General features: G+C 65.3%; 19 protein-coding genes. 5 read left to right on the plus strand and 14 right to left on the minus strand.

Annotation, left to right across the window (positions count from 1 at the left end; translation table 11 throughout):
• The first annotated feature begins 99 nt into the window (after nt 1-99).
• Nucleotides 100-570: a MarR family winged helix-turn-helix transcriptional regulator gene (locus tag HCO70_RS13120; RefSeq protein ID WP_172296822.1), complete on the plus strand. Its 471-nt coding sequence runs from the start codon at nt 100-102 to the stop codon at nt 568-570.
• Between the two features lie 33 nt (nt 571-603).
• On the opposite strand, the gene HCO70_RS13125 is transcribed toward HCO70_RS13120, so the two are convergent.
• The 7 genes from HCO70_RS13125 to HCO70_RS13155 all read right to left on the minus strand — a co-directional run bounded on the left by HCO70_RS13125 (nt 604) and on the right by HCO70_RS13155 (nt 6,374).
• Nucleotides 604-1,905, minus strand: coding sequence for an ammonium transporter (locus HCO70_RS13125; RefSeq protein ID WP_172296824.1), 1,302 nt, complete (start codon nt 1,903-1,905; stop codon nt 604-606).
• A 35-nt stretch (nt 1,906-1,940) separates the two neighbouring features.
• A complete protein-coding gene (locus tag HCO70_RS13130) occupies nt 1,941-3,032 on the minus strand; it encodes a glutamine synthetase beta-grasp domain-containing protein (protein ID WP_172296826.1) in 1,092 nt (363 codons plus the stop codon).
• A gap of 70 nt (nt 3,033-3,102) precedes the next feature.
• The gene (locus HCO70_RS13135) at nt 3,103-3,378 is read right to left on the minus strand and encodes a DUF1127 domain-containing protein (RefSeq protein ID WP_172296828.1); all 276 of its coding nucleotides are present in this window, start codon (nt 3,376-3,378) and stop codon (nt 3,103-3,105) included.
• 34 nt (nt 3,379-3,412) lie between these two features.
• Nucleotides 3,413-3,976, minus strand: coding sequence for a YgjV family protein (locus HCO70_RS13140; RefSeq protein WP_172296830.1), 564 nt, complete (start codon nt 3,974-3,976; stop codon nt 3,413-3,415).
• A complete protein-coding gene (locus HCO70_RS13145; RefSeq protein WP_172296832.1) occupies nt 3,973-4,239 on the minus strand; it encodes a DUF1127 domain-containing protein in 267 nt (88 codons plus the stop codon). Before HCO70_RS13145 ends, HCO70_RS13140 begins: the two co-directional genes overlap by 4 nt.
• 129 nt (nt 4,240-4,368) lie before the next feature.
• Complete coding sequence (locus HCO70_RS13150) at nt 4,369-5,067, minus strand: STAS domain-containing protein (protein WP_172296834.1); 699 nt, start codon at nt 5,065-5,067, stop codon at nt 4,369-4,371.
• Nucleotides 5,068-5,150: 83 nt separating this feature from the next.
• The gene (locus HCO70_RS13155) at nt 5,151-6,374 is read right to left on the minus strand and encodes a cytochrome P450 (protein WP_172296836.1); all 1,224 of its coding nucleotides are present in this window, start codon (nt 6,372-6,374) and stop codon (nt 5,151-5,153) included.
• 193 nt (nt 6,375-6,567) lie between these two features.
• On the opposite strand from HCO70_RS13155, the gene HCO70_RS13160 reads away from it, so the two are divergent.
• Together HCO70_RS13160 and HCO70_RS13165 are read left to right on the plus strand one after the other, a co-directional pair.
• Nucleotides 6,568-8,139 carry an alpha/beta hydrolase gene (locus tag HCO70_RS13160; protein WP_253913269.1) on the plus strand — a complete coding sequence of 524 codons (1,572 nt, stop codon included), beginning with the start codon at nt 6,568-6,570 and terminating at the stop codon, nt 8,137-8,139.
• Nucleotides 8,140-8,437: 298 nt separating this feature from the next.
• A complete protein-coding gene (locus HCO70_RS13165) occupies nt 8,438-10,537 on the plus strand; it encodes an ATP-binding protein (RefSeq protein ID WP_216665423.1) in 2,100 nt (699 codons plus the stop codon).
• Nucleotides 10,538-10,540: 3 nt separating this feature from the next.
• Here the strand turns inward: HCO70_RS13165 and dtd are convergent, their stop codons facing one another.
• The gene (dtd, locus tag HCO70_RS13170; RefSeq protein ID WP_172296840.1) at nt 10,541-10,984 is read right to left on the minus strand and encodes a D-aminoacyl-tRNA deacylase; all 444 of its coding nucleotides are present in this window, start codon (nt 10,982-10,984) and stop codon (nt 10,541-10,543) included.
• 4 nt (nt 10,985-10,988) lie between these two features.
• Nucleotides 10,989-11,909: a carbohydrate kinase gene (locus tag HCO70_RS13175; RefSeq protein WP_172296842.1), complete on the minus strand. Its 921-nt coding sequence runs from the start codon at nt 11,907-11,909 to the stop codon at nt 10,989-10,991.
• Nucleotides 11,910-12,058: 149 nt separating this feature from the next.
• Here HCO70_RS13175 and HCO70_RS13180 point away from each other — a divergent pair, with 149 nt between their 5' ends.
• A complete protein-coding gene (locus HCO70_RS13180) occupies nt 12,059-12,475 on the plus strand; it encodes an Hsp20/alpha crystallin family protein (RefSeq protein ID WP_172296844.1) in 417 nt (138 codons plus the stop codon).
• A 36-nt stretch (nt 12,476-12,511) separates the two neighbouring features.
• On the opposite strand, the gene HCO70_RS13185 is transcribed toward HCO70_RS13180, so the two are convergent.
• Nucleotides 12,512-13,927, minus strand: a complete 1,416-nt coding sequence (locus tag HCO70_RS13185; protein WP_253913270.1) for a hypothetical protein — start codon at nt 13,925-13,927, stop codon at nt 12,512-12,514.
• A 37-nt stretch (nt 13,928-13,964) separates the two neighbouring features.
• A complete protein-coding gene (locus tag HCO70_RS13190; RefSeq protein ID WP_172296846.1) occupies nt 13,965-15,047 on the minus strand; it encodes a TFIIB-type zinc finger domain-containing protein in 1,083 nt (360 codons plus the stop codon).
• Nucleotides 15,048-15,069: 22 nt separating this feature from the next.
• Here HCO70_RS13190 and HCO70_RS13195 point away from each other — a divergent pair, with 22 nt between their 5' ends.
• Entirely contained in the window at nt 15,070-15,750 is a 681-nt protein-coding gene (locus HCO70_RS13195; RefSeq protein WP_253913271.1) for a hypothetical protein, read from the plus strand.
• Nucleotides 15,751-15,777: 27 nt separating this feature from the next.
• On the opposite strand, the gene HCO70_RS13200 is transcribed toward HCO70_RS13195, so the two are convergent.
• The 3 genes from HCO70_RS13200 to HCO70_RS13210 form a co-directional block, all read right to left on the minus strand.
• Nucleotides 15,778-16,269 (minus strand): cytochrome b, encoded by a 492-nt coding sequence (locus HCO70_RS13200; RefSeq protein WP_172296848.1) that lies wholly within the window; start codon nt 16,267-16,269, stop codon nt 15,778-15,780.
• Between the two features lie 70 nt (nt 16,270-16,339).
• Nucleotides 16,340-17,464 carry an SPFH domain-containing protein gene (locus HCO70_RS13205; protein WP_172296850.1) on the minus strand — a complete coding sequence of 375 codons (1,125 nt, stop codon included), beginning with the start codon at nt 17,462-17,464 and terminating at the stop codon, nt 16,340-16,342.
• 168 nt (nt 17,465-17,632) lie between these two features.
• Nucleotides 17,633-18,067 (minus strand): globin domain-containing protein, encoded by a 435-nt coding sequence (locus tag HCO70_RS13210; RefSeq protein WP_172296852.1) that lies wholly within the window; start codon nt 18,065-18,067, stop codon nt 17,633-17,635.
• Between the last annotated feature and the right edge of the window lie 8 nt (nt 18,068-18,075).

Here is an 18,075-nt window from a genome sequence, read left to right on the forward strand (position 1 = left end):
GTGCCGCCCAGGTCGATTTTCGCGCCAATCCTGCGATCGGCTATTTACTCAGCATACTGATTGTCAGTATACTCGTCAATAACCGGAACGGAGGAGACGATGCAGGAAACCAACGACATGCCCGGCCACCTGATCCGGCGGTTGCAGCAGGCGGCGGTGGCGATCTTCTATCGCGAGGTCGCGGAAACGGATGTCGACGTCAGCCCGGTGCAGTTCGCGGCCCTCGACGCGGTATCGAAGGCGCCCGGCATCGACCAGGCGACGCTGGCGGGGCTGATCGCCTATGACCGCACGACGATCACCGGCGTGGTCGACCGGCTGGTGGCCAAGGGCTACCTGCAGCGGACGCAGAGCGAAAAGGACCGGCGCGCCAAGGTTTTGAAGGTCACCGAAAAGGGGCAGGCGGCGCTGCTACAGGTGCGCCCGGCGGTCATGGCAGCGCAGACAGTGATGCTGCGTGGTCTCGACGAGGCAGAGGCCGAAGCCTTCATGACGCTTCTCAGGAAAGCACTCGGCGCCGTCAACGAACTCAGCCGCGCGCCGATGGTCGCCCGCGAAAACGCAGGCTGAACGGGGCGGCCGCAGCCGCCCCGCCCGAAGGTCTTAGCCGAGGTTGTGGGCCGCCAGCCCGAACTCGGCCAGGTCGCCGCCTGCCTGCTCATCGGCATCGCGCAGCCGCGCGCCCATGGCCGCATCGATGATCTTCCAGACCACCCACGAGGCACCGCCGACGAACAGCGCGACCGCCGCAACGCCGATCAGCTGCGTGGCAAAGCTCGCGTCGGGGTTCGACAGAGCGACGGCCAGCGTCCCCCAGATCCCGGCGGCAAGGTGAACAGGCACCGCGCCCACCGCGTCATCCAGACGGGCCCGCTCCATCAGTCGGGCCGCGCCCATCATGATCAGCGCACCCACCGAACCGATGGCCAGCGCCAAGGCGACCGACGGCGCCGACGGCTCCGCCGTGATGCTGACCAGCCCGGCCAGCGCGCCGTTCAGCATCAGCGGCAGGTCCAGCTTGTGGCGCATCAGCCAGCTCGCCAGCGCCATCGTCACCACGCCCGCAGCCGCCGCCGCGTTGGTGTTGACGAAGATGTTCGCCACCGCCACCGCATCGTCCACGGACGAGAAGGACAGCTGCGATCCGCCGTTGAACCCGAACCAGCCCAGCCAAAGGATGAAGGTCCCGAGCGTGACATAGGGCATCGAGGTCGGCGCGATCGCCAGCGGGTTGCCCGCCGCGTCGAACCGGCCCATCCGCGGCCCCAGCACCATGATCCCGGTCAGCGCAACCCAGCCGCCCACCGAGTGCACGATGGTCGAACCGGCGAAATCGCTGAAGCCGATCTCGTAAAGCCAGCCGCCGCCCCAGGTCCAGTGACCGACGACCGGGTAGATCGCCGCCGCCAGAACCAGCGTCGACAGCGCGAACGGCCAGAACCGCACCCGCTCCGCCAGACCGCCCGAGACGACCGATGCCGCCGTCGCGACAAAGACCATCTGGAAGAACCAGTCCGCCGCCGAGGCATGGCCAGAGATGTCCTCGCCCGACAGCGCGGCCGCGTCGTCGGCGCCCCAGATGTCCGGAATCCCGAACAGCCCGGAAACGGACGTGCCGTACATGACCTCGTAGCCCACGAAGTAGAACGCGATCCCCGCCAGCGCGTAGAGCGAGACGTTCTTCGCGCAGATCGCGGTGACCGACTTGCCGCGCACGGTGCCTGCCTCCAGCATCGCAAAGCCCGCGGCCATGAACATGACCAGAGCGCCGCACAGAAGCAGGAACAGCGTGTTCAGGATGTAGGCGGCAACGGCATCGGATAGTGTCGTGCCTGCCGCCGCTGGTCCGGCGGCCAGCAGGGCCGCCAAAGCGACCATGCCGGCACCGGTAAACCGATGTCTCATCGTTAAATCCTTAAAAGATAATCTTTAGTTGAAACTCAGTCGGCCGCTGCCGCGACCTGCGGCATCCGGTTGGCGTTGTCCGCCTTAACGCAGACGGTTTCCACCAGGCACATCACCACGCGGTAGGGGTCCGCGTTGGCACCCGGGCGGCGGTCTTCGAAATAGCCGAAGCCGCGTCGCGCCACCGGCTGCGGGATGCGGATCGACGCGCCGCGATGCGCCACGCCAGAGCGGAAGTCCTCGATGCTGCAGGTCTCGTGCAGCCCGGTCAGCCGCGCCGCCAGCCCGGCGCCGTAATGCGCGATGTGATGCGCGTGCCGCTTCGACAGCGCCTGAACAGCGGCCTGGATCGCCGCCGGGCCGGTGCGCCGCTCGCGCGTTGCGGCGGTCGAGAAGTTGGTGTGCATCCCGGCGCCGTTCCAGTCGCCCATCATCGGCTTGTTGTCGAACGAGATCCGATACCCGAACCGCTCCGCCTCGCGTTGCAGCAGGAAGCGCGCCAGCCAGACATGGTCCGACATGGTCAGCGCATCCGCCGGCTCGCCGTCGATTCCGCGGAACCCGATCTGGAACTCCCACTGGCCCGGCATCACCTCGGCATTGATACCGTAGATCACGATGCCCGCATCCAGACAGGCCTGCGCATGCGCATCCGCCAGCTCACGGCCATAGGCGACATCGGCGCCGACGCTGCAGTAATAGGGCCCCTGCGGCGCCGGGAACCCGTTCACCGGAAAGCCCAGCGGCCGGCCATCCCTGTAGATGGTGTATTCCTGCTCGAACCCTGCCCAGGGATCGGCCTCGGCCCCGGCCTCTTCCAGCACCCGGCGCAGTTCGGCCCGGTGGTTGGACGCATGCGGCGTACCGTCGGCATCCTGCACCTCGCAGAGCACCAGGTAATTGCCCTCGCCCCGGCGCGGATCCTTCACCACGCGCACCGGCTCCAGCAGGCAGTCGGAATCCTCGCCGCGCGCCTGACCGGTCGAGGACCCGTCAAAGCTCCAGCTCGGAAAATCGCCCGCCGTCGGGTTCTTCGGCACGCAGACGACGCGCGCCTTCGACCGGATCTGTTGCGTCGGCTGGGTTCCATCCAGCCAGATGTATTCGGAAAAACCGTTGATTTGCATAAGTATCTCCAATGTTTTGGGTTTCAGTAGGTGTGAGACCCGGCGCGCGGACAGCCCGCGCGCCATCGTCTCAGAAGTAGGAGCGCTTCATCGCAACGATGACCTGGCCCCGATCCAGCCCGAGATCCTCGAGCAGGTAATCCGGCAAATCCAGAAGACGCCGGTATTCGCGTCGGAAACGAAAGTATTCGAAAATATTGCGCGGCTGGGAAAGATCGCGCCGCTGAACCGGTGCGCCCGCTTTCCGGCGGATCACTGTCCGGGAAGGTTTCGCACGCGGCGAAAGGTACTCATAAAACATCTCCAGTCCTCCTCCTTGGGGTTGGATGGTGCCCGCCCGCTTCACGGATGGGCGCGCGGCATTGCCTGTCCTCCTCCGGTCAGGCGGCGGCGGGCATTCCCGCCGTGGCGGCCGGGCGCCATTCGATGGTCACCCGCACCAGCATCGTGAAAAGCGCGGCAATCCCGGTCGTGAAGGCGCCGATATCGGCCGCCAGCGCGATCCATGCCCCGCCGATGAAATCGTGCAGGATCCAGAAGAACCCGCCCGCTAGCAGCAATAGCCGCAGATGCAGCTCGTTGGTCTGCATCCGTCCCAGCGCCAGCAGGCTCAGTGCGATCACGCTCAGGGCGGAAATCGGCCCCTGCCAGAACACCAGCCCGCACAACACCATCGCCGCGATCAGCGCATAGCCCAGCCGCGTCATCGCGGCGCTGCGGCCCGCGAACAGCGCCGCGCCGGTCTGCACCAGACCCAGCAGGTTGGCCAGCGCCGCCACGGCGATGCCCAGCAGCGCGTAATGCGCGGCAAAGAACACCCCGGCCGCGATCTGCACCAGCAGGATCGCCTGCCTGTCGCGGCACATCGGCGCCGCCGTCAGGCAGATCATGGCTCCCAGCCCGGTCAGCAGAGCGGGAAGCTCCATTCCCAGAACCAGCGTCACGGACGGTCTCTCCGCAGCGCGCGTTCTTCCTCAAGCGCCTGCACGATGTCGTGGCGGCAAAGTCCGATATCGTTCAGCAGCGCGTCGGACATGTCGAACAGGGCGGCGCAGTCGCGCGCGTCCTTCCGGTCCTCGCGCCACAGCCGCACGGTGCGTGCGGCCCAAAGAAACGGGGCCTGCAGCGACTCGATGATCGCATGGGCCGGGGCGCTGGACAGGGTGGTGAACGTCAGCGCGACGACGGGAGATTTCTGAATGGTCATTACTATTTTCCTCCTCAAGAAAGGCATCCTCCGACGCGCGGCCGCAGCGGCACAGTCTCAGTGGCCGCCCGGCCAGGGGCGAGCGCGCCGGAGGATCTGGTTGAAATCGGGGTTAGGGTTGCGCCGCCGTCAGGCGACCGACCCCTTCAGTTCGTGGACGGAGCCGCCGGCCCGGGGCTTCACGCAATCGTCGGTCGTGATCCCCAGATGACGCAGAAACGCGTCCTTCATCATCGCGGCATCGGAAAAGCCGCAGATGATCGCGACCCGGTCCAGCGGGATCCGGTCGTCGGACAGAAGAAACCGCGCATAGTCGATCTGCATCGACTCGACGAAACGGCCCAGCGGAACCGACAGCTCCGGCTCCGCCGTGCGGATCGGATCGAAGGCGCTGACATTGGCCCACTCCTTCGGGGCTTCTGCCGGGCTGGTCAGGAACTCGGCCAGCGACATGACGTCCGGCGTGGCAGCCTTGGGGCGGCCGGGCGCGGCCTGCGCCATCGCGGCCATCGACGCCTCGCGCGTGGGATCGCATTTCAGCAGGTGGTTGAAGCTCAGGCTGCGCAGCAGCGCTTCGGCCGACTTGTCGGCGCCGCAGATACGCATCTGGCCGTCCGCCGAATGCAGCAGCTTCGACGCCACGACCAGGCCGCGCACGCCGGCGCGGGTCAGCGTGGTGACGCGCGACAGGTCGACGATCAGCCGGTCGCGGCCGCACTGCACCTGCTCGACCAGTGCGTCGTAAAGGGTTCCCGCGGCAGTCCGGTCAACGGTGCCCGAGACTTCGAAGATCAGAAATTCGCCAATGATATCAAATGAAAGTTCCATACTAAAATCCTTACTTGGTAGGGGACTGATCCTCCCGAAAATGCGGGAGGAGTTACGGGTTAAATGAATGCGTTTGTCTTGGGCTAGGGGATGCGAACCTGCATCGGGGTGATCCGGCGGAGGCTGCGATAGCCCTGCAGTTTCGGCGCAACTTCCAGCTCGATATCGGGCGCTCCGGCGATCAGCGCCGCCAGGCTTTCCTCCAGTTCGATCCGCGACAGCACATCGCCGATGCAGCGATGCGGTCCCAGCCCGAACACCGAATGCAGTTTCGGATGGTCGGTCCGCGTGATGTCGAACCGGTCGGGGTCGGCGTACAGCGCCGGATCGCGCAACGCCGACATCGTGCTGGCCGACAGCATGACACCGGCCGGCAGCGTCACACCAGCGATCTCGACCGGCGCGACGGTGAACCGCGGCACAGAGGCGGCCGGCGGCTCGTATCGCAGCCCCTCGGCCACCGCACCGGGCAACAGCGAGGGCTCGCCGCGAAGCATCTCCCACTGCTCGGGGTGCTGCAGCAACAGCGTCGTCAGCATGGCGAAACCCGCGCGGGTCGTATCGCTGCCGGCGATGACGATGCCGATCACCTGGTTCACAAGGCTGTCGAACGGGATCACCCGGTTTTCCTGCCAGTCGGTCACCAGCATCGACAGCATGTCGTCGCACGGTTCGTCGAGGCGCCGCAGCAGGTGCTCCTCGACATAAAAGAACAGTTCCGCCGTCGCGGCCTCGATCACCGAGTGGTGGTCGAGCGGGTAGGGCGGCACGACGGCCCGCGTGGTCTCGTAGACAAGGGTCGTGAAATAGGGCGCGTCCGATTCCGGCAGCCCCAGGATCAGCGCGATCATTTCGGCCGGCATGCGCGACGCCATGGCCTCGACAAAGTCAAAGCTCTCGCCTCGCGGCAGTTCGGCCACGATCGCCGCGGCCTTGGCGCGAACCTGACCGCGCGATGCCTCGATCGCGCGATGGGCAAAGCTCCGGGCAAACAGGCTGCGCAGGGTGCGGTGCGTCTTGCCGTTGCTGAACAGAAAGAAGTCCGACATCAACCGGGACACGGCGCCCTCGGGTACGCGGTTCAACCGGGCATAGTCCGCCCCCTCGATCTGGACCGTCCGCGAGTCTGTCAAAAGCGACAGGACGTCCTCGCCGCGCAGCGCAAGGTATTGCTGCTCGCCGACCTCGATCACCGGATAGTGATCGCGCAGACCCGCGAACATCGCGTGCGGGTTCTGCGAGAGGGTTAACGGGTCAACAAAAAGCGCCGAAGCGCCATCGGCCCCGAAGGGCACTACCTTATTCATTTTATGCTCCAGTTACGGTATGTAACGGCCAGCACCGCCGAGTGTTTTTCCCGGTGTTGGGGACGGCTGGACTGGCCGCAGGCAAATTGCCGCTGCGGAAGCCATGTCCAACCCGACCGTTGTTGTCACCGTTGTGCGACCGGTGTTAATGGCGCGTTCGGAACGTTGTTTTTTGCATTTTACGGAGTGGGAATTGCCCGAAACCCTTGAGATCTCGCTGTTTGGCGAGCTGCGCGTGGCGTCGCAAGGACAGCCCGTCGCACTGCCCGCGTCAAAGAAGGCGCGGGCCCTGTTGGCCTTTCTGATTGCCACCGGCCGGCCGCACCGGCGCGAACGTCTGTGCGAACTTTTCTGGGACCTGCCGGACGATCCGAAGGCCGCGCTGCGCTGGTCGCTCAGCAAGCTGCGCAAGGTCGTTGACGGACAGGACCACCCCCGCATCGTTGCCGACCGCGAGCGCGTCTATTTCGATGCCGACGGGGTCGAGGTCGACTTTCGCGAGATGCACACACGGCTGCGCCGCCATACCGGGCCGATTCCGGTCGAGGAACTGGAGCAGATGGCGCACCGGCTCGAGATGGTGTTTCTCGATGGTCTCGACGGCAGCGGCGACGATTCGTTCGAGTCCTGGCTGACTGCCGAGCGCGAGGATTCGCGCGCCGCCCGCGTCGCCGTTCTGCAGCAACTGGCCACTCACCCTGACATGCCGCCGATCCAGACCCAGAAATGGATGCGTCTCTGGGAAGAGGAAGACCCGTTCGGCGTCGAGGCCCACCGACGCGCCAGCCCCGAACCCGAAGCAAAGCCCGTCGCCACGCCGGAACCCGTCGCGGCTCCGGTCTCGGAGTTGTCAGCGCCCGTCGCTCCCGTTCCGGCCAGCAAGGAGGAACGAGTCGCACGGTCCCGCGCCCGCGCCCTTCGCGCACAGCGCATCGGATTCTGCGACGTCCCCGACGGCACAAAGATCGCCTATGCCACCATCGGCGAGGGTCCTCCGCTGCTGAAGGCAGCGAACTGGCTCAATCACCTCGAATTCGACTGGAACAGCCCGATCTGGGGCAAATCCTTTGCCGAGATCGCCCGCAACCGCACCTTCATCCGCTATGACGAACGCGGCTGCGGCCTGTCGGACTGGGAAGTCGACGATCTCAGCTTCGATGCTTTCGTCGAGGATCTCGAGGCGGTCGCAGACAAGCTCGAGCTGGAACGCTTCCCGCTCCTCGGCATCTCGCAGGGTGCCGCGGTCTCCATCGAATACGCAGTCCGCCACCCCGAACGCGTCAGTGCATTGATCCTGCTGGGCGGCTATGCTGCGGGCTGGCGCTATCTGGCAACGCCCGACGAACAGGCCCGCCGCGAGACCGTGCTGACCCTGACCGAACTGGGCTGGGGCACCGACAACCCCGCTTACCGCCACATCTTCTCGCAAACCTTCATGCCCGACGCGAGCGCCGAAGATCTCGCCTGGTTCGACGAGTTCCAGCGACAGACCACGTCGCCGAAGAACGCCGCGCGGTTCCAGGATGCCTTCGGCTATATCGACGTCCGCCACCGGCTGGCCGAGGTCAAGGCGCCGACCATCGTGCTCCATTCGAAACACGATCAGCGTATCCCGCTGGAACTTGGCCGCGACCTGGCGACTGGCATTCCGGACGCTCAGTTCATCCCACTGGAAAGCCGCAATCACATCCTGATTGACAGCGAACCCGCCTGGAAGGATTGCGTCGAGGCCATCGGCCAGTTCCTTCTTGAAAAGAACATCTGAATAGCAGGATCACGGCATGCAGCCGCCCCGCGGGCCGGTTCTCGCCGGCCCGCGCCACCGTCGGTAATGGCGCATGCCTCAGTTACGAAAACATGCATTTAACTGTCATCTTTGCGCGATGACACTCCTCGAATATGGTTGACCGTGGGGAAATGGAACGAGACAGTACTTCCGGGTACCGTCAGTGCAGTTGTCCGGTCGCCGCCTGTTGCCAGGGCGTTTTTCGGCCGCGGGGAGAGTGAGCGTCTGAGTGCCGCAAAGTAGCAGAGACGAAACTCCGCAGACCGCCTCGCATGCAATGGATTTCGCGCGGTTTGTGGATCACCTCCTGGAACTCTTCTCCATTCTTCTGGTGGTCGTCTTCCTCGCCACGGTTTTCCAGATGCTCCAGCACGGCTTCAACTGGATCCTGGCGATAGAACTCGTGCTGCTGGCGGTGCTGCTGTTCATGCTCAACATGACCGGACTGCTCAGCAAGAAAGTGCGCGTGGCGGCATTCCTCATTGCCACGATGGTCATCGCCAGCAGCTTCCTTGTCCGGAACGGGCTTGGCCCGGTGCCGGTGACCGCGATCTGCTTCGTGATCATGATGGCCGCCCTCCTGGCAGGCTCCCGCTATGCGCTGGCCCTGATGGCGGTTCAAGCCCTGATATTCTCGGCCGTAGGAGTCGCTTTCGTGCGCGGCTGGCTGACCGCGGCGCCGGACCTCGCGGCATTTTCCGCCGATCCCGTCCAATGGTTCATTGCGGGCGGCGTGGCGACAGTGGTGTCGCTGGTCCTGATCCTCGCCGTGCACAGCCTTGTCGGCTACTGGAAAGGCGCCAGCAAAGCGGCCCTGCGCGAGTCCGAGCAGGCGCAGGCCCTGGTGGAAAACGCGCCCGAAGCGATTGTCATCTACGATCTCGATACCGAACTTGTCACGGCGATGAACCCGATGGCCGAAGAACTGTTCGGCGCCCGCCGCGAAGAGATCATCGGCAGGAAATCCGCGACCGATCTCAGCCCGCCGGTACAGCCCGACGGTGTCGCGTCGCGCCTTGCCGCACAGCGGCATTTTCAGCGTGCGCTGGACGGGCAGGTCCCAAAGACCGAATGGGTCGTGCGGCGGCCGGACGGCAAAGAGATTCCCTGTGATGTTTCGCTCTCGCGGCTGCCCCCGGCCGACCGGCGGCTGATCCGGGCCTCCCTCATCGATATCCGCGACCGCAAGTCGGCGCAGGCCCGGCAGGAGGAATTGCAGACCCAGTTGGCCCAGTCGCAAAAGCTGCAGGCCGTAGGCAAGCTCACCGGCGGTGTCGCCCACGACTTCAACAACCTGCTCGCCGTCATCCTCGGAAACCTCGAACTGCTGCAGGAAGGCGAACATGACGACGAACAGACGGCCCTGATCGAGGCCGCCATCGGCGCCACCCGGAAGGGCGCGGAACTCACAAGCTCGATGCTGCGCTACGCCCGCCGCGCCCCGCTGGAGCCGCAGGTCCTCGATCTGAACGCCGTGGTGCGGGAGACCCGCAACTGGACCACCCGCACCATTCCCAAGACCATCGCGGTGGAAACCTCGCTACTCGCCGGGCTCTGGCCGATAGAGGCCGATCCCGGCGCCACCGAAAGCGCGCTTCTGAATCTGATCCTGAACGCCCGGGATGCGATGCCCAATGGCGGTCGGCTGACCATCGAAACCAACAATGTCCGGATCGACGGCGAATACATCCACGAGCGCAACGAAGAGGTGGAGCCCGGCCGTTACGTGATGCTCGCCGTCAGCGATACCGGCACCGGTATCCCGGCAGAGGTGCTGGACAGGATCTTCGACCCGTTCTTCACCACCAAACCGCCCGGCACGGGGTCAGGCTTGGGCCTGTCGATGATCGAGGGCTTTCTCAAGCAATCAGGCGGCACCGTCCGCGTCTATACCGAGCCGGGTCGGGGCACGACCTTCAAGCTGTATTTCAGGGCCTGCGAGAACCTGAAGCTCGAGCCGCCGAAACCGCCGGAAGTTACCATCGGCGCGACCGGCGGCCAGAAAATCCTGGTGGTCGAGGACGAACCGCAGGTGCTCGACGTGCTGATCGCGGTGCTGGACCGCGCCGGTTATGCGGCGCACGGTGTCACGACCGGAGACGAAGCCCAGAGCATCTTTCTCGACGACCCCGGCTTCGACCTGGTGCTGACCGACATCGTCATGCCGGGGGAACTGCAGGGTCCGACGCTGGCCCGGTCACTACGCGACAGGAACCCGGACCTGCCGGTGGTCTTCATGTCCGGATACGCCGCCGAAGCGACCGTGCACGGCAACGGATTGCGGCCAGAGGATATCCGCCTGATGAAACCGGTGCGCCGCGTTGAACTGCTGCAGGCCGTCGCAACCGCGCTCGGAACTGCGGTCGAAACGTCGTGACCGTCAGGCCGCGGTGTCCATCCAGATCGTGACCGGGCCGTCATTCAGCAGGCGCACCTTCATGTCCGCGCCGAAGGACCCCGTCGCCGTCTCGATCCCCTGCGCCCGGACCTGTCCTGCGAAATACTCATAAAGCCGTTCGCCCTCCGCCGGCGGCGCGGCGGTGGAAAATCCCGGCCGGTTCCCGCGCGAGGTATCGGCGGCCAGCGTGAACTGGCTGACGACCAGAGCCGCGCCTCCGGTGTCCAGAACGGACCGGTTCATCTTCCCCGCCTCGTCCTCGAAGATCCGCAGCTTGGCGATCTTCGCCGCCAGCTTGTCCGCCTCGGCCTCGCCGTCGCCCTGCATTGCGCAGATCAGGATCAGCAGCCCGGCGCAGATCTCTCCGATCACCTCGCCATCGACCGTCACCGACGCTTCGGTGACCCGCTGGATCAGCGCCCGCATGCGTCTAAAGCTCGCTTGCCCAGGGCGGGTTCGCGCCCGCCCGGCTGACCGTGACAGCCGCGGCCTTTACGCCAAGGCTCAGCGCGTCGGTCAGCACCCGGTCGTCCAGGTCGGCCAGCGCGTCCTTGGTCAACGCACCGGCCCCGTCCAGCGCCGCCAGCACGCCCGCGTTGAACGTGTCGCCCGCGCCGACCGTGTCTGCGACCTCGACCTTTCTTGCGGGCACGAAAACCTCTCCGCCCGCCGTCACACCGTGGGCGCCTTTGGCCCCTTCCGTGATGCAGACGATCTTGGGGCCCTTTTGCAGCATCGCGCGCGCCAGCGCACTGGTCTCGCCTTCGCCCATGATCCAGTGCAGATCCTCGTCCGACACCTTCACGATATCCGCCAGCGCCACCATCCGCTCGATCCGCGCGCGATAGGCGGTCTCGTCGGTGATGAAAGAGGTGCGGATATTCGGGTCGATCATGATCGCGCGGCGTCCCGCCTCGCGTTCGGCCAGCGCCTGGAACGCCGAACCGCAGGGTTCGCCTACCAGGCTGATCCCGCCGAAGAACAGCGCGGAGGTGTCGTCATCCAGCTTCGGCAGGTCGGCCGCCGTCATCATGCGCAGCGCCGTGCCCTCGTCGTAAAAGGCATAGGTGGCCTGACCGTCGACCAGCTTCACGAAGGCGAGCGTGCACGGTCGTTGCACGACCGGCGCATAGCCCGTGTGAACCTTGCTTTCCGACAAAGCGTCCCGCAGCATATCCCCGAACAGGTCCGCGCTCAGGCCGCAGAAGAAACCCGAAGGTGCCCCCAGACGCCCCAGTGCAATCGCCGTGTTGAACACCGCGCCGCCCGGGTAGGGCGCAAACGCATCCTCCCCGTTCTTGGTCTCTCGCGGCAGCATGTCGATCAGCGCCTCGCCGCAGCACAGGATCATCGCGGGCCCTCCTTTCCGGTTCCCGAACCTCTATCGCCACAGGCCCTGCGGGGCAATCCGCGCCCTGCGGCATGATGCGCATCAAGGCGCTCTTGAACCGGAAATGGTAGAATTCCCATATTAAAACAAAGACGAAAAGGAGGACTGACATGGTTGAAAAATCCCATACTTCGGGCCTCTGGCCCTCTCTCTACGAACCCTTCCGCTCCATCGGGCAGCGCGTGTCCGACTGGCTCGCGCCCGCATCCGAAGCGTCGGCCAGCGGCGATGCCTATGTGATCTCGATCGAGCTTCCGGGCGTCGACGAAAAGGACATCGAACTGTCCGTCGACAACAACGTCGTCACCGTGAAGGGCGAGAAGAAGACCGAGCGCGAGGAAAAGGGCGACACCTGGTACTTCAGCGAACGCCAATACGGCGCGTTCCAGCGCAGTTTCCGGCTGCCGCCCGACGCCGACGAGTCGAAAATCGGCGCCGACCTGAAGGACGGCGTGCTGACCGTGACCGTGCCCAAGGCCGGCCCGGAAAGCGCGAAGGCCACGAAGGTCAAGATAAACAAGGCGTAACAGCCCGTTAGCGACGGCGCCCCACGGGGCGCCGTTTTACATCGCGGCCCAGATCAGAACCCAGCCTGACAGCAGCACGCCGGTCAGAGCGACGTAGCCGAGGTTCCAGTTCAGCCCCACATGCCGCGCGGTGACCCCGCCGAAATTGCCCACCAGCAGCGTGGTCGCGGTGTAGGGGGAAGTTACACCGCTCATCGCCCACCCGGCGGTGATCGCGACGATGATGTCCGTCGGCGTCAGCCCCAGTTCCGCGGGCGATGGCAGTACCGGTGCCACCAGCGACACCGCAAGGATCGGGTTCGCCCCGATCTGCCCCGCCAGCGGGATACCCCAGATCAACACCAGCAGGATCACCCACCCCGGCACCACCGTCAGATCCAGCCCCGAAGCCTGGATCACCGGCACCAGCAGGTGAGAGCCCATCGTCCCGATGAACCCCGCCATCATCAGCAGAACCAGTTCGCTCCGGTATTTCGGCAGATCTCGCGCGAAATATCCGCCGCCGCGCCCCGCCAGCGCCCGGCCTCGGCCGGTCTCCGACTGGATCAGCACCCAACCGGCCGCGATCAACGGCACGACCACCATCACGACTCCCACCGACCGGATACCGGTGGTCACATGCAGCCCGCCCACCAGCACCGCCAGCAGCACCAGCAGCAGTAACAGCGGCAGCATCAGCGCCCAGCTGCCCTCCGGCTCATACCGGCGCGGCCCGGTGGCAGTGCGGATTCGCGGCTTGAAGATCGTGTCCAGCGCCCAGCCTGTCACGATCAGGATCGCGGCGCTCACCAGGCACGGCCCCACCGCCTTGGCCCAGCTCGATCCCGGCACAACCGAAAGCGATACGGCCATGGCGAAGGCCAGCGGCGACCACGGCAATGACGAAATGAACCCGCGCTGGATCGCCAGCAGCATGCGCCTTATCCGATGCCCCCGGATCTCCTCGTTCGGCTCGGTCCGGGCGCTGGTCATCGCAAGGCTGCCCAATAGCGCGATAGCCCCGTAATTCAGCAGCAGCGCAAAGATATGCGCCCCGCCGGTCAGCGCCAGATACCTGCGCCCCGGCGGCTGTTCCGCCAGGAACTTGCCGCACCGCGCGATGGCGGGCGACGTATCGGCGGCATGCCTCAGCGAGGTCAGCGCCGTGAAGAAGGCCGCGATGAAACTCGCCTTGCCCAGCGCAATGACCAGATCCTCGCCCCATGCCGCGCTGGTCAGCGCCAGCGCGACCGTCAGCAGGACGCCGACACCGACGAAAATCCTGCCGGTGCGCCCGACGAAGGGTGTCATCAGGGCCAGTGCCGCGATGGCGAACACGCCCGAAACCGGCTCGAAAACCGCCAGCCCGGTCCATTCTGTCCCGATCACGGCAAGCAGGACCACCGCCAGCACGAACCCGGTCAGACGGTCCGCGACCGGCGCGGCCGTTGTGGAAGGTGTGTCTTTCGTCAAATCCGGTCGTCCGCGATACTCATCAAGCCGCTCGAAGTCATTGCGATTGCGCCATGAAATACCCCACTCCAATCGCAACGATCAGCCCCAGCATGACAGCCACGGCGATCTTCCACGCGGAATACGGCCGCTCGCCCTGAACCCGGCCCGAGCGTCCGTTGACCACGAAACGATAGGTCTTTCCCTGGTACTTGTAAGCTGCCAGCCACACCGGCAGCAGGATATGCTTGAACGTCACGCCGGACACCTGCGTATCGATCCGGTGAATCCGCTGCCGGTCGCCGCCGATATCGAACCGCACGTCCCGCTCGATCACCCGGTCCATATAGGCCCGCGCCTCGTGATACCCGTCGCCCAGCTCCACCTGGTAGGCCTCGGCCCGGAACCCGGCCAGGTATTCCGGGCTGTAGGGGATCAGCGCCTCCAGATCCCAGGGCTGCAGCGCATCGGTATAGGATTTCGGCAGCGACTTCGACGCCAGCACCAGCACGTCGTCGAAGAACCGTGCCACCCGCCCGCGTTTCGACGACCAGCGCACACGCGCCTCCCGCACCTGTTGCGTCTTGCCGTCCCGCGTGACCGTCCGCGTCACGTAATAGACCGTGCCGCGCTCGCCCGAATACTGCGACTTCGTGTCCGCGTCATAGGTCCAGAACGGCACGTAGATGCCCTGCATCTTGCGCCCCTTGCGGGCGTATTCCTGCAGCCCGTTCGGCGCGAACCACAGCCGCCCCAGCCAGTCCGTCATCGCCTTGCGCGCCGTGCGCTCGTCCAGCGAAAAGGGCAGCAGGGCGCGCGGCTTGATATGCCTGTTTACCCCGGTGCCGGTGACCACCGGCGTCGCGCAGAACGGGCACTCCTTGGCGTGCACCGTCTCGTCGAATTCGACCTGCGCACCGCAGTTCGGGCATTGCAGGACCCGCGTTTCCTCGATCTCCGCCTCCGGCAGCGCCGCATCCAGCGCCGCCTTGAAGTCCAGCTCGCGGATCGCCTGAACCCGTTCGCCCTGTTCCAGCAGCACCTCGTTGCCGCAATGATCGCAGATCAGCTTGCCCTCGGCGGGCGCAAACCGAAGGTCGGCGCCGCACTGGTCGCAGGGAAAGCGGTGCTCTTCTGTCATGGATCTCTCCGGTGGGGCAGGCATGCAGAAACTAGTGCGCTTCTGCGCGGGGGGAAACCGCGTTTTCCTGCCGATCGCACGGGCCCATGATTGCATCGCGACGACCGGTGCGTATGGTGCGCCCGAGATCGACGCAGGGAAATTCCCGATGAGAAACAGGCTGATCTGCCTCTGCCTGGCAGCCGCAACAGGCGGCGTCCTTGGTGGCCCCGCCGCCGCGCAAAGTGTTGCCTACCGTTTCGAATGGGTCGGCGAGGGCGGTTTCGTGATGCGTGGCGGCCTGTCATTCCCGGCGGACTTGATGGGCTCTCAGGTGGTGCTCGAGGAGGACGTCGACTGCTTCGTGATCGAGGGCGAGCGCGACGGCCAGCCGCTGGGGCGCTGGGCGCTGGGCATGCTGGAAGACGACACGACCTGGATGCTGACTTTCGACCCGGTGGTCGAGGAATTCATCGTCTACGGGCCAGAGGCACCGATGCCGCAGGCCTGGAACATGGACGGCTTGGGCTACGACTGCGGCGCCGAGGGTTTCGGCTTCAACATCGGCAACGCGGCGCAGGATCTCTGCGTCAATGGAGAGCTGATGGTGGCAAGCCAGGTCGATCCCAGACGGCCCTTCCCGGTGGAACGCGACGACAATTTCGCGTTCCCGTCCGACGCCTGCCACGGAACCATGCTCATGAGTTCGCTGGAATCTGACTGAGGCGCCGCCGTTCAGCGGCGCACCACGTCAGCCGCGGGCTCGGATCATGCGGGTAAGCGTGCCATCCCGCATCACGTACTGATGGAAGATCGCCACGGCCGCATGGGCGAGCGCAAGAATGACCAGCAGATTGCCGATGGTCTCGTGAACTTCCCCGGCCTCGCGAAGCCCGAAATACCACGCGGCGCTGCCCGACAGCGGCACAAACAGCATCAGCAGATACAGCAGGCGATGCCCCCAGACAGCCGTGATCTCCATCCATTTCGGCGTGCCGTCCGCAGGCTCCGGCGCGCCCTGAACGGCCCGGACGACAAGCCGGATCAGCACCAGCACGAAAACGGCGGTGCCCAGCCAGACATGCGGCGGGTTGTCGGCAAATCCGGTCCAGCCGGTATCGCGGATCGCGCGCGTCGCGTCGCGCATCTGGTCGTGGCTGAACCACGCCGCGGCGATCAGAACAGCGACCAGCCAGTGAAGACTGATCTGCAGGGTCGAATATCCGGCTTTGCCCTCGGGCATGGCTGAGTCCTTTCCGGTAAAACGGCGCGCTTCGAGGAATACTACGCGGCAGCGCGCCGTTTCCGTCGCCTCAAATGCCCGGAGGCGGAGGCGGCGGCATCACCGTGAAAAGCTGTGCCAGTTCGTTCACATCCTCGGCCTTCATCCAGCCGTCCTGCCCGGCGGTCCAGACAAAGCTTTCGCGCGTCAATTCTCCGGCTGCTGCCATCCGCCCCAGCGACGCCTTCGAAAACGGCCCCTTGGTCGCGCCATTCTCGGCGATGTGCCAGACTTTCTCGGCCGGCGGCGGTGGCGGGGCAGGGGCGGCTGCCGCCTGCGGCGCGTGCTGCGCCTGCGGTACCGCGCCCCAAGGTCCCATGTTCTGCGCCATCGCCATTCCCATCCCGGCACCCAGCCCCGCGGCCATCCCGCCGCCCGCCGGGTTCTTCGCCGCCGCGGTCATCGCTTCGGCCGCCGAGAACTGGGTGTATTTCCCAAGATCGCCCACCACGCCCATCGAGGTGCGCCGGTCCAGTGCCTCCTCCACCGCGGGCGGCAGAGAGATGTTCTCGATGTAGAATTCCGGGATCGCCAGCCCGTACTCTGCGACGATGGGCGAGATTTCCGCCGCGATCATCTTGCCCAGATCCGCCGTGTTCGCCGCCATGTCCAGCACCGGGATGCCGGAACTCGCGATCACCCGCGAAAACTCCTGCACGATGATGTTGCGCACCTGGAACGAAATCTCGTCCATGGTGAACTCGCCGTCGGTCCCGACGATTTCTGTCATGAACTTCGCCGGATCCGTCACCCGCACCGCGTAGGTCCCGAAGGCGCGGATCCGCGTCGGCCCGAACTCCGGATCACGCAGCATGATCGGGTTCTTCGTGCCCCATTTAAGATCGGTGAACCGCGTCGTGTTGACGAAATAGATCTCGGACTTGAACGGCGATTTGAAACCGTGGTCCCAGTGCTGCAGCGTCGTCATGATCGGCATGTTGTTGGTCTCGAGCATGTAGAGACCGGGCGTGAAAACGTCCGCCAGCTGCCCCTCGTGCACGAAAACCGCCGCCTGTCCTTCTCGCACCGTCAGCTTGGCGCCGTACTTGATCTCGTGGCCATGCCGCTCGAACCGCCAGACCATGGTGTCGCGGGTGTCGTCGACCCAGTGAATGACGTCGATGAATTCGCCGCTGAGGAAATCGAAAATGCCCATCGGGGACCTCCGCAATGCTTTTGCCGAAGGTGTAGCGCATCGGCGCAGGACGGACTAGGGAAACCGGCTATACCCCGGCAACAGTGGCGAAAAGCTGATCGTGCGGGACTGCAGGGCGGGGGGTTCGTGACCCGGTGCAGCTGTCGGATGGCGTGTGCCGGCCCCATATTACCCTGCCACCGTCCGCGGCGACGTGGCATCGCGCGCGCCGTCGAGCATCGCACCCGCGGCAATGGAATATAGCTCCGACCACGCTGCCATGTCCGTTTCCGACCAGTTCGGCACCTGTTCGGCAAGCGTTTCCAGCAGCGCCTGCGCAACGACCCCGTAATGCGCCTCGACCGCGCCGTACCCGGCGTGACGACGGCCCAGGTCGCCCAGTGCCGGAACGAGAGCTTCAAGGTTGTCCAGCATCTGCACCACCAGCGCCAGCGTCTTCTGCAGCTTTACCGCCTGCGCGGTAATGTCATCCTCGAACAGCGGCCGCACCTCCGGCGCCAGATCGAACAGCCGGGCATAGAATTCGCGGGCAAATTGCGGTGTCGCGATCTTCATGTTCGCGAAACCGGTCCGGATACGAAGTTTCTGGGTGTCGTCGAGCATCGCGGTAC

It is taken from the genome of Pseudoruegeria sp. HB172150 (genome assembly GCF_013184805.1).
Taxonomy (GTDB): domain Bacteria; phylum Pseudomonadota; class Alphaproteobacteria; order Rhodobacterales; family Rhodobacteraceae; genus Psychromarinibacter.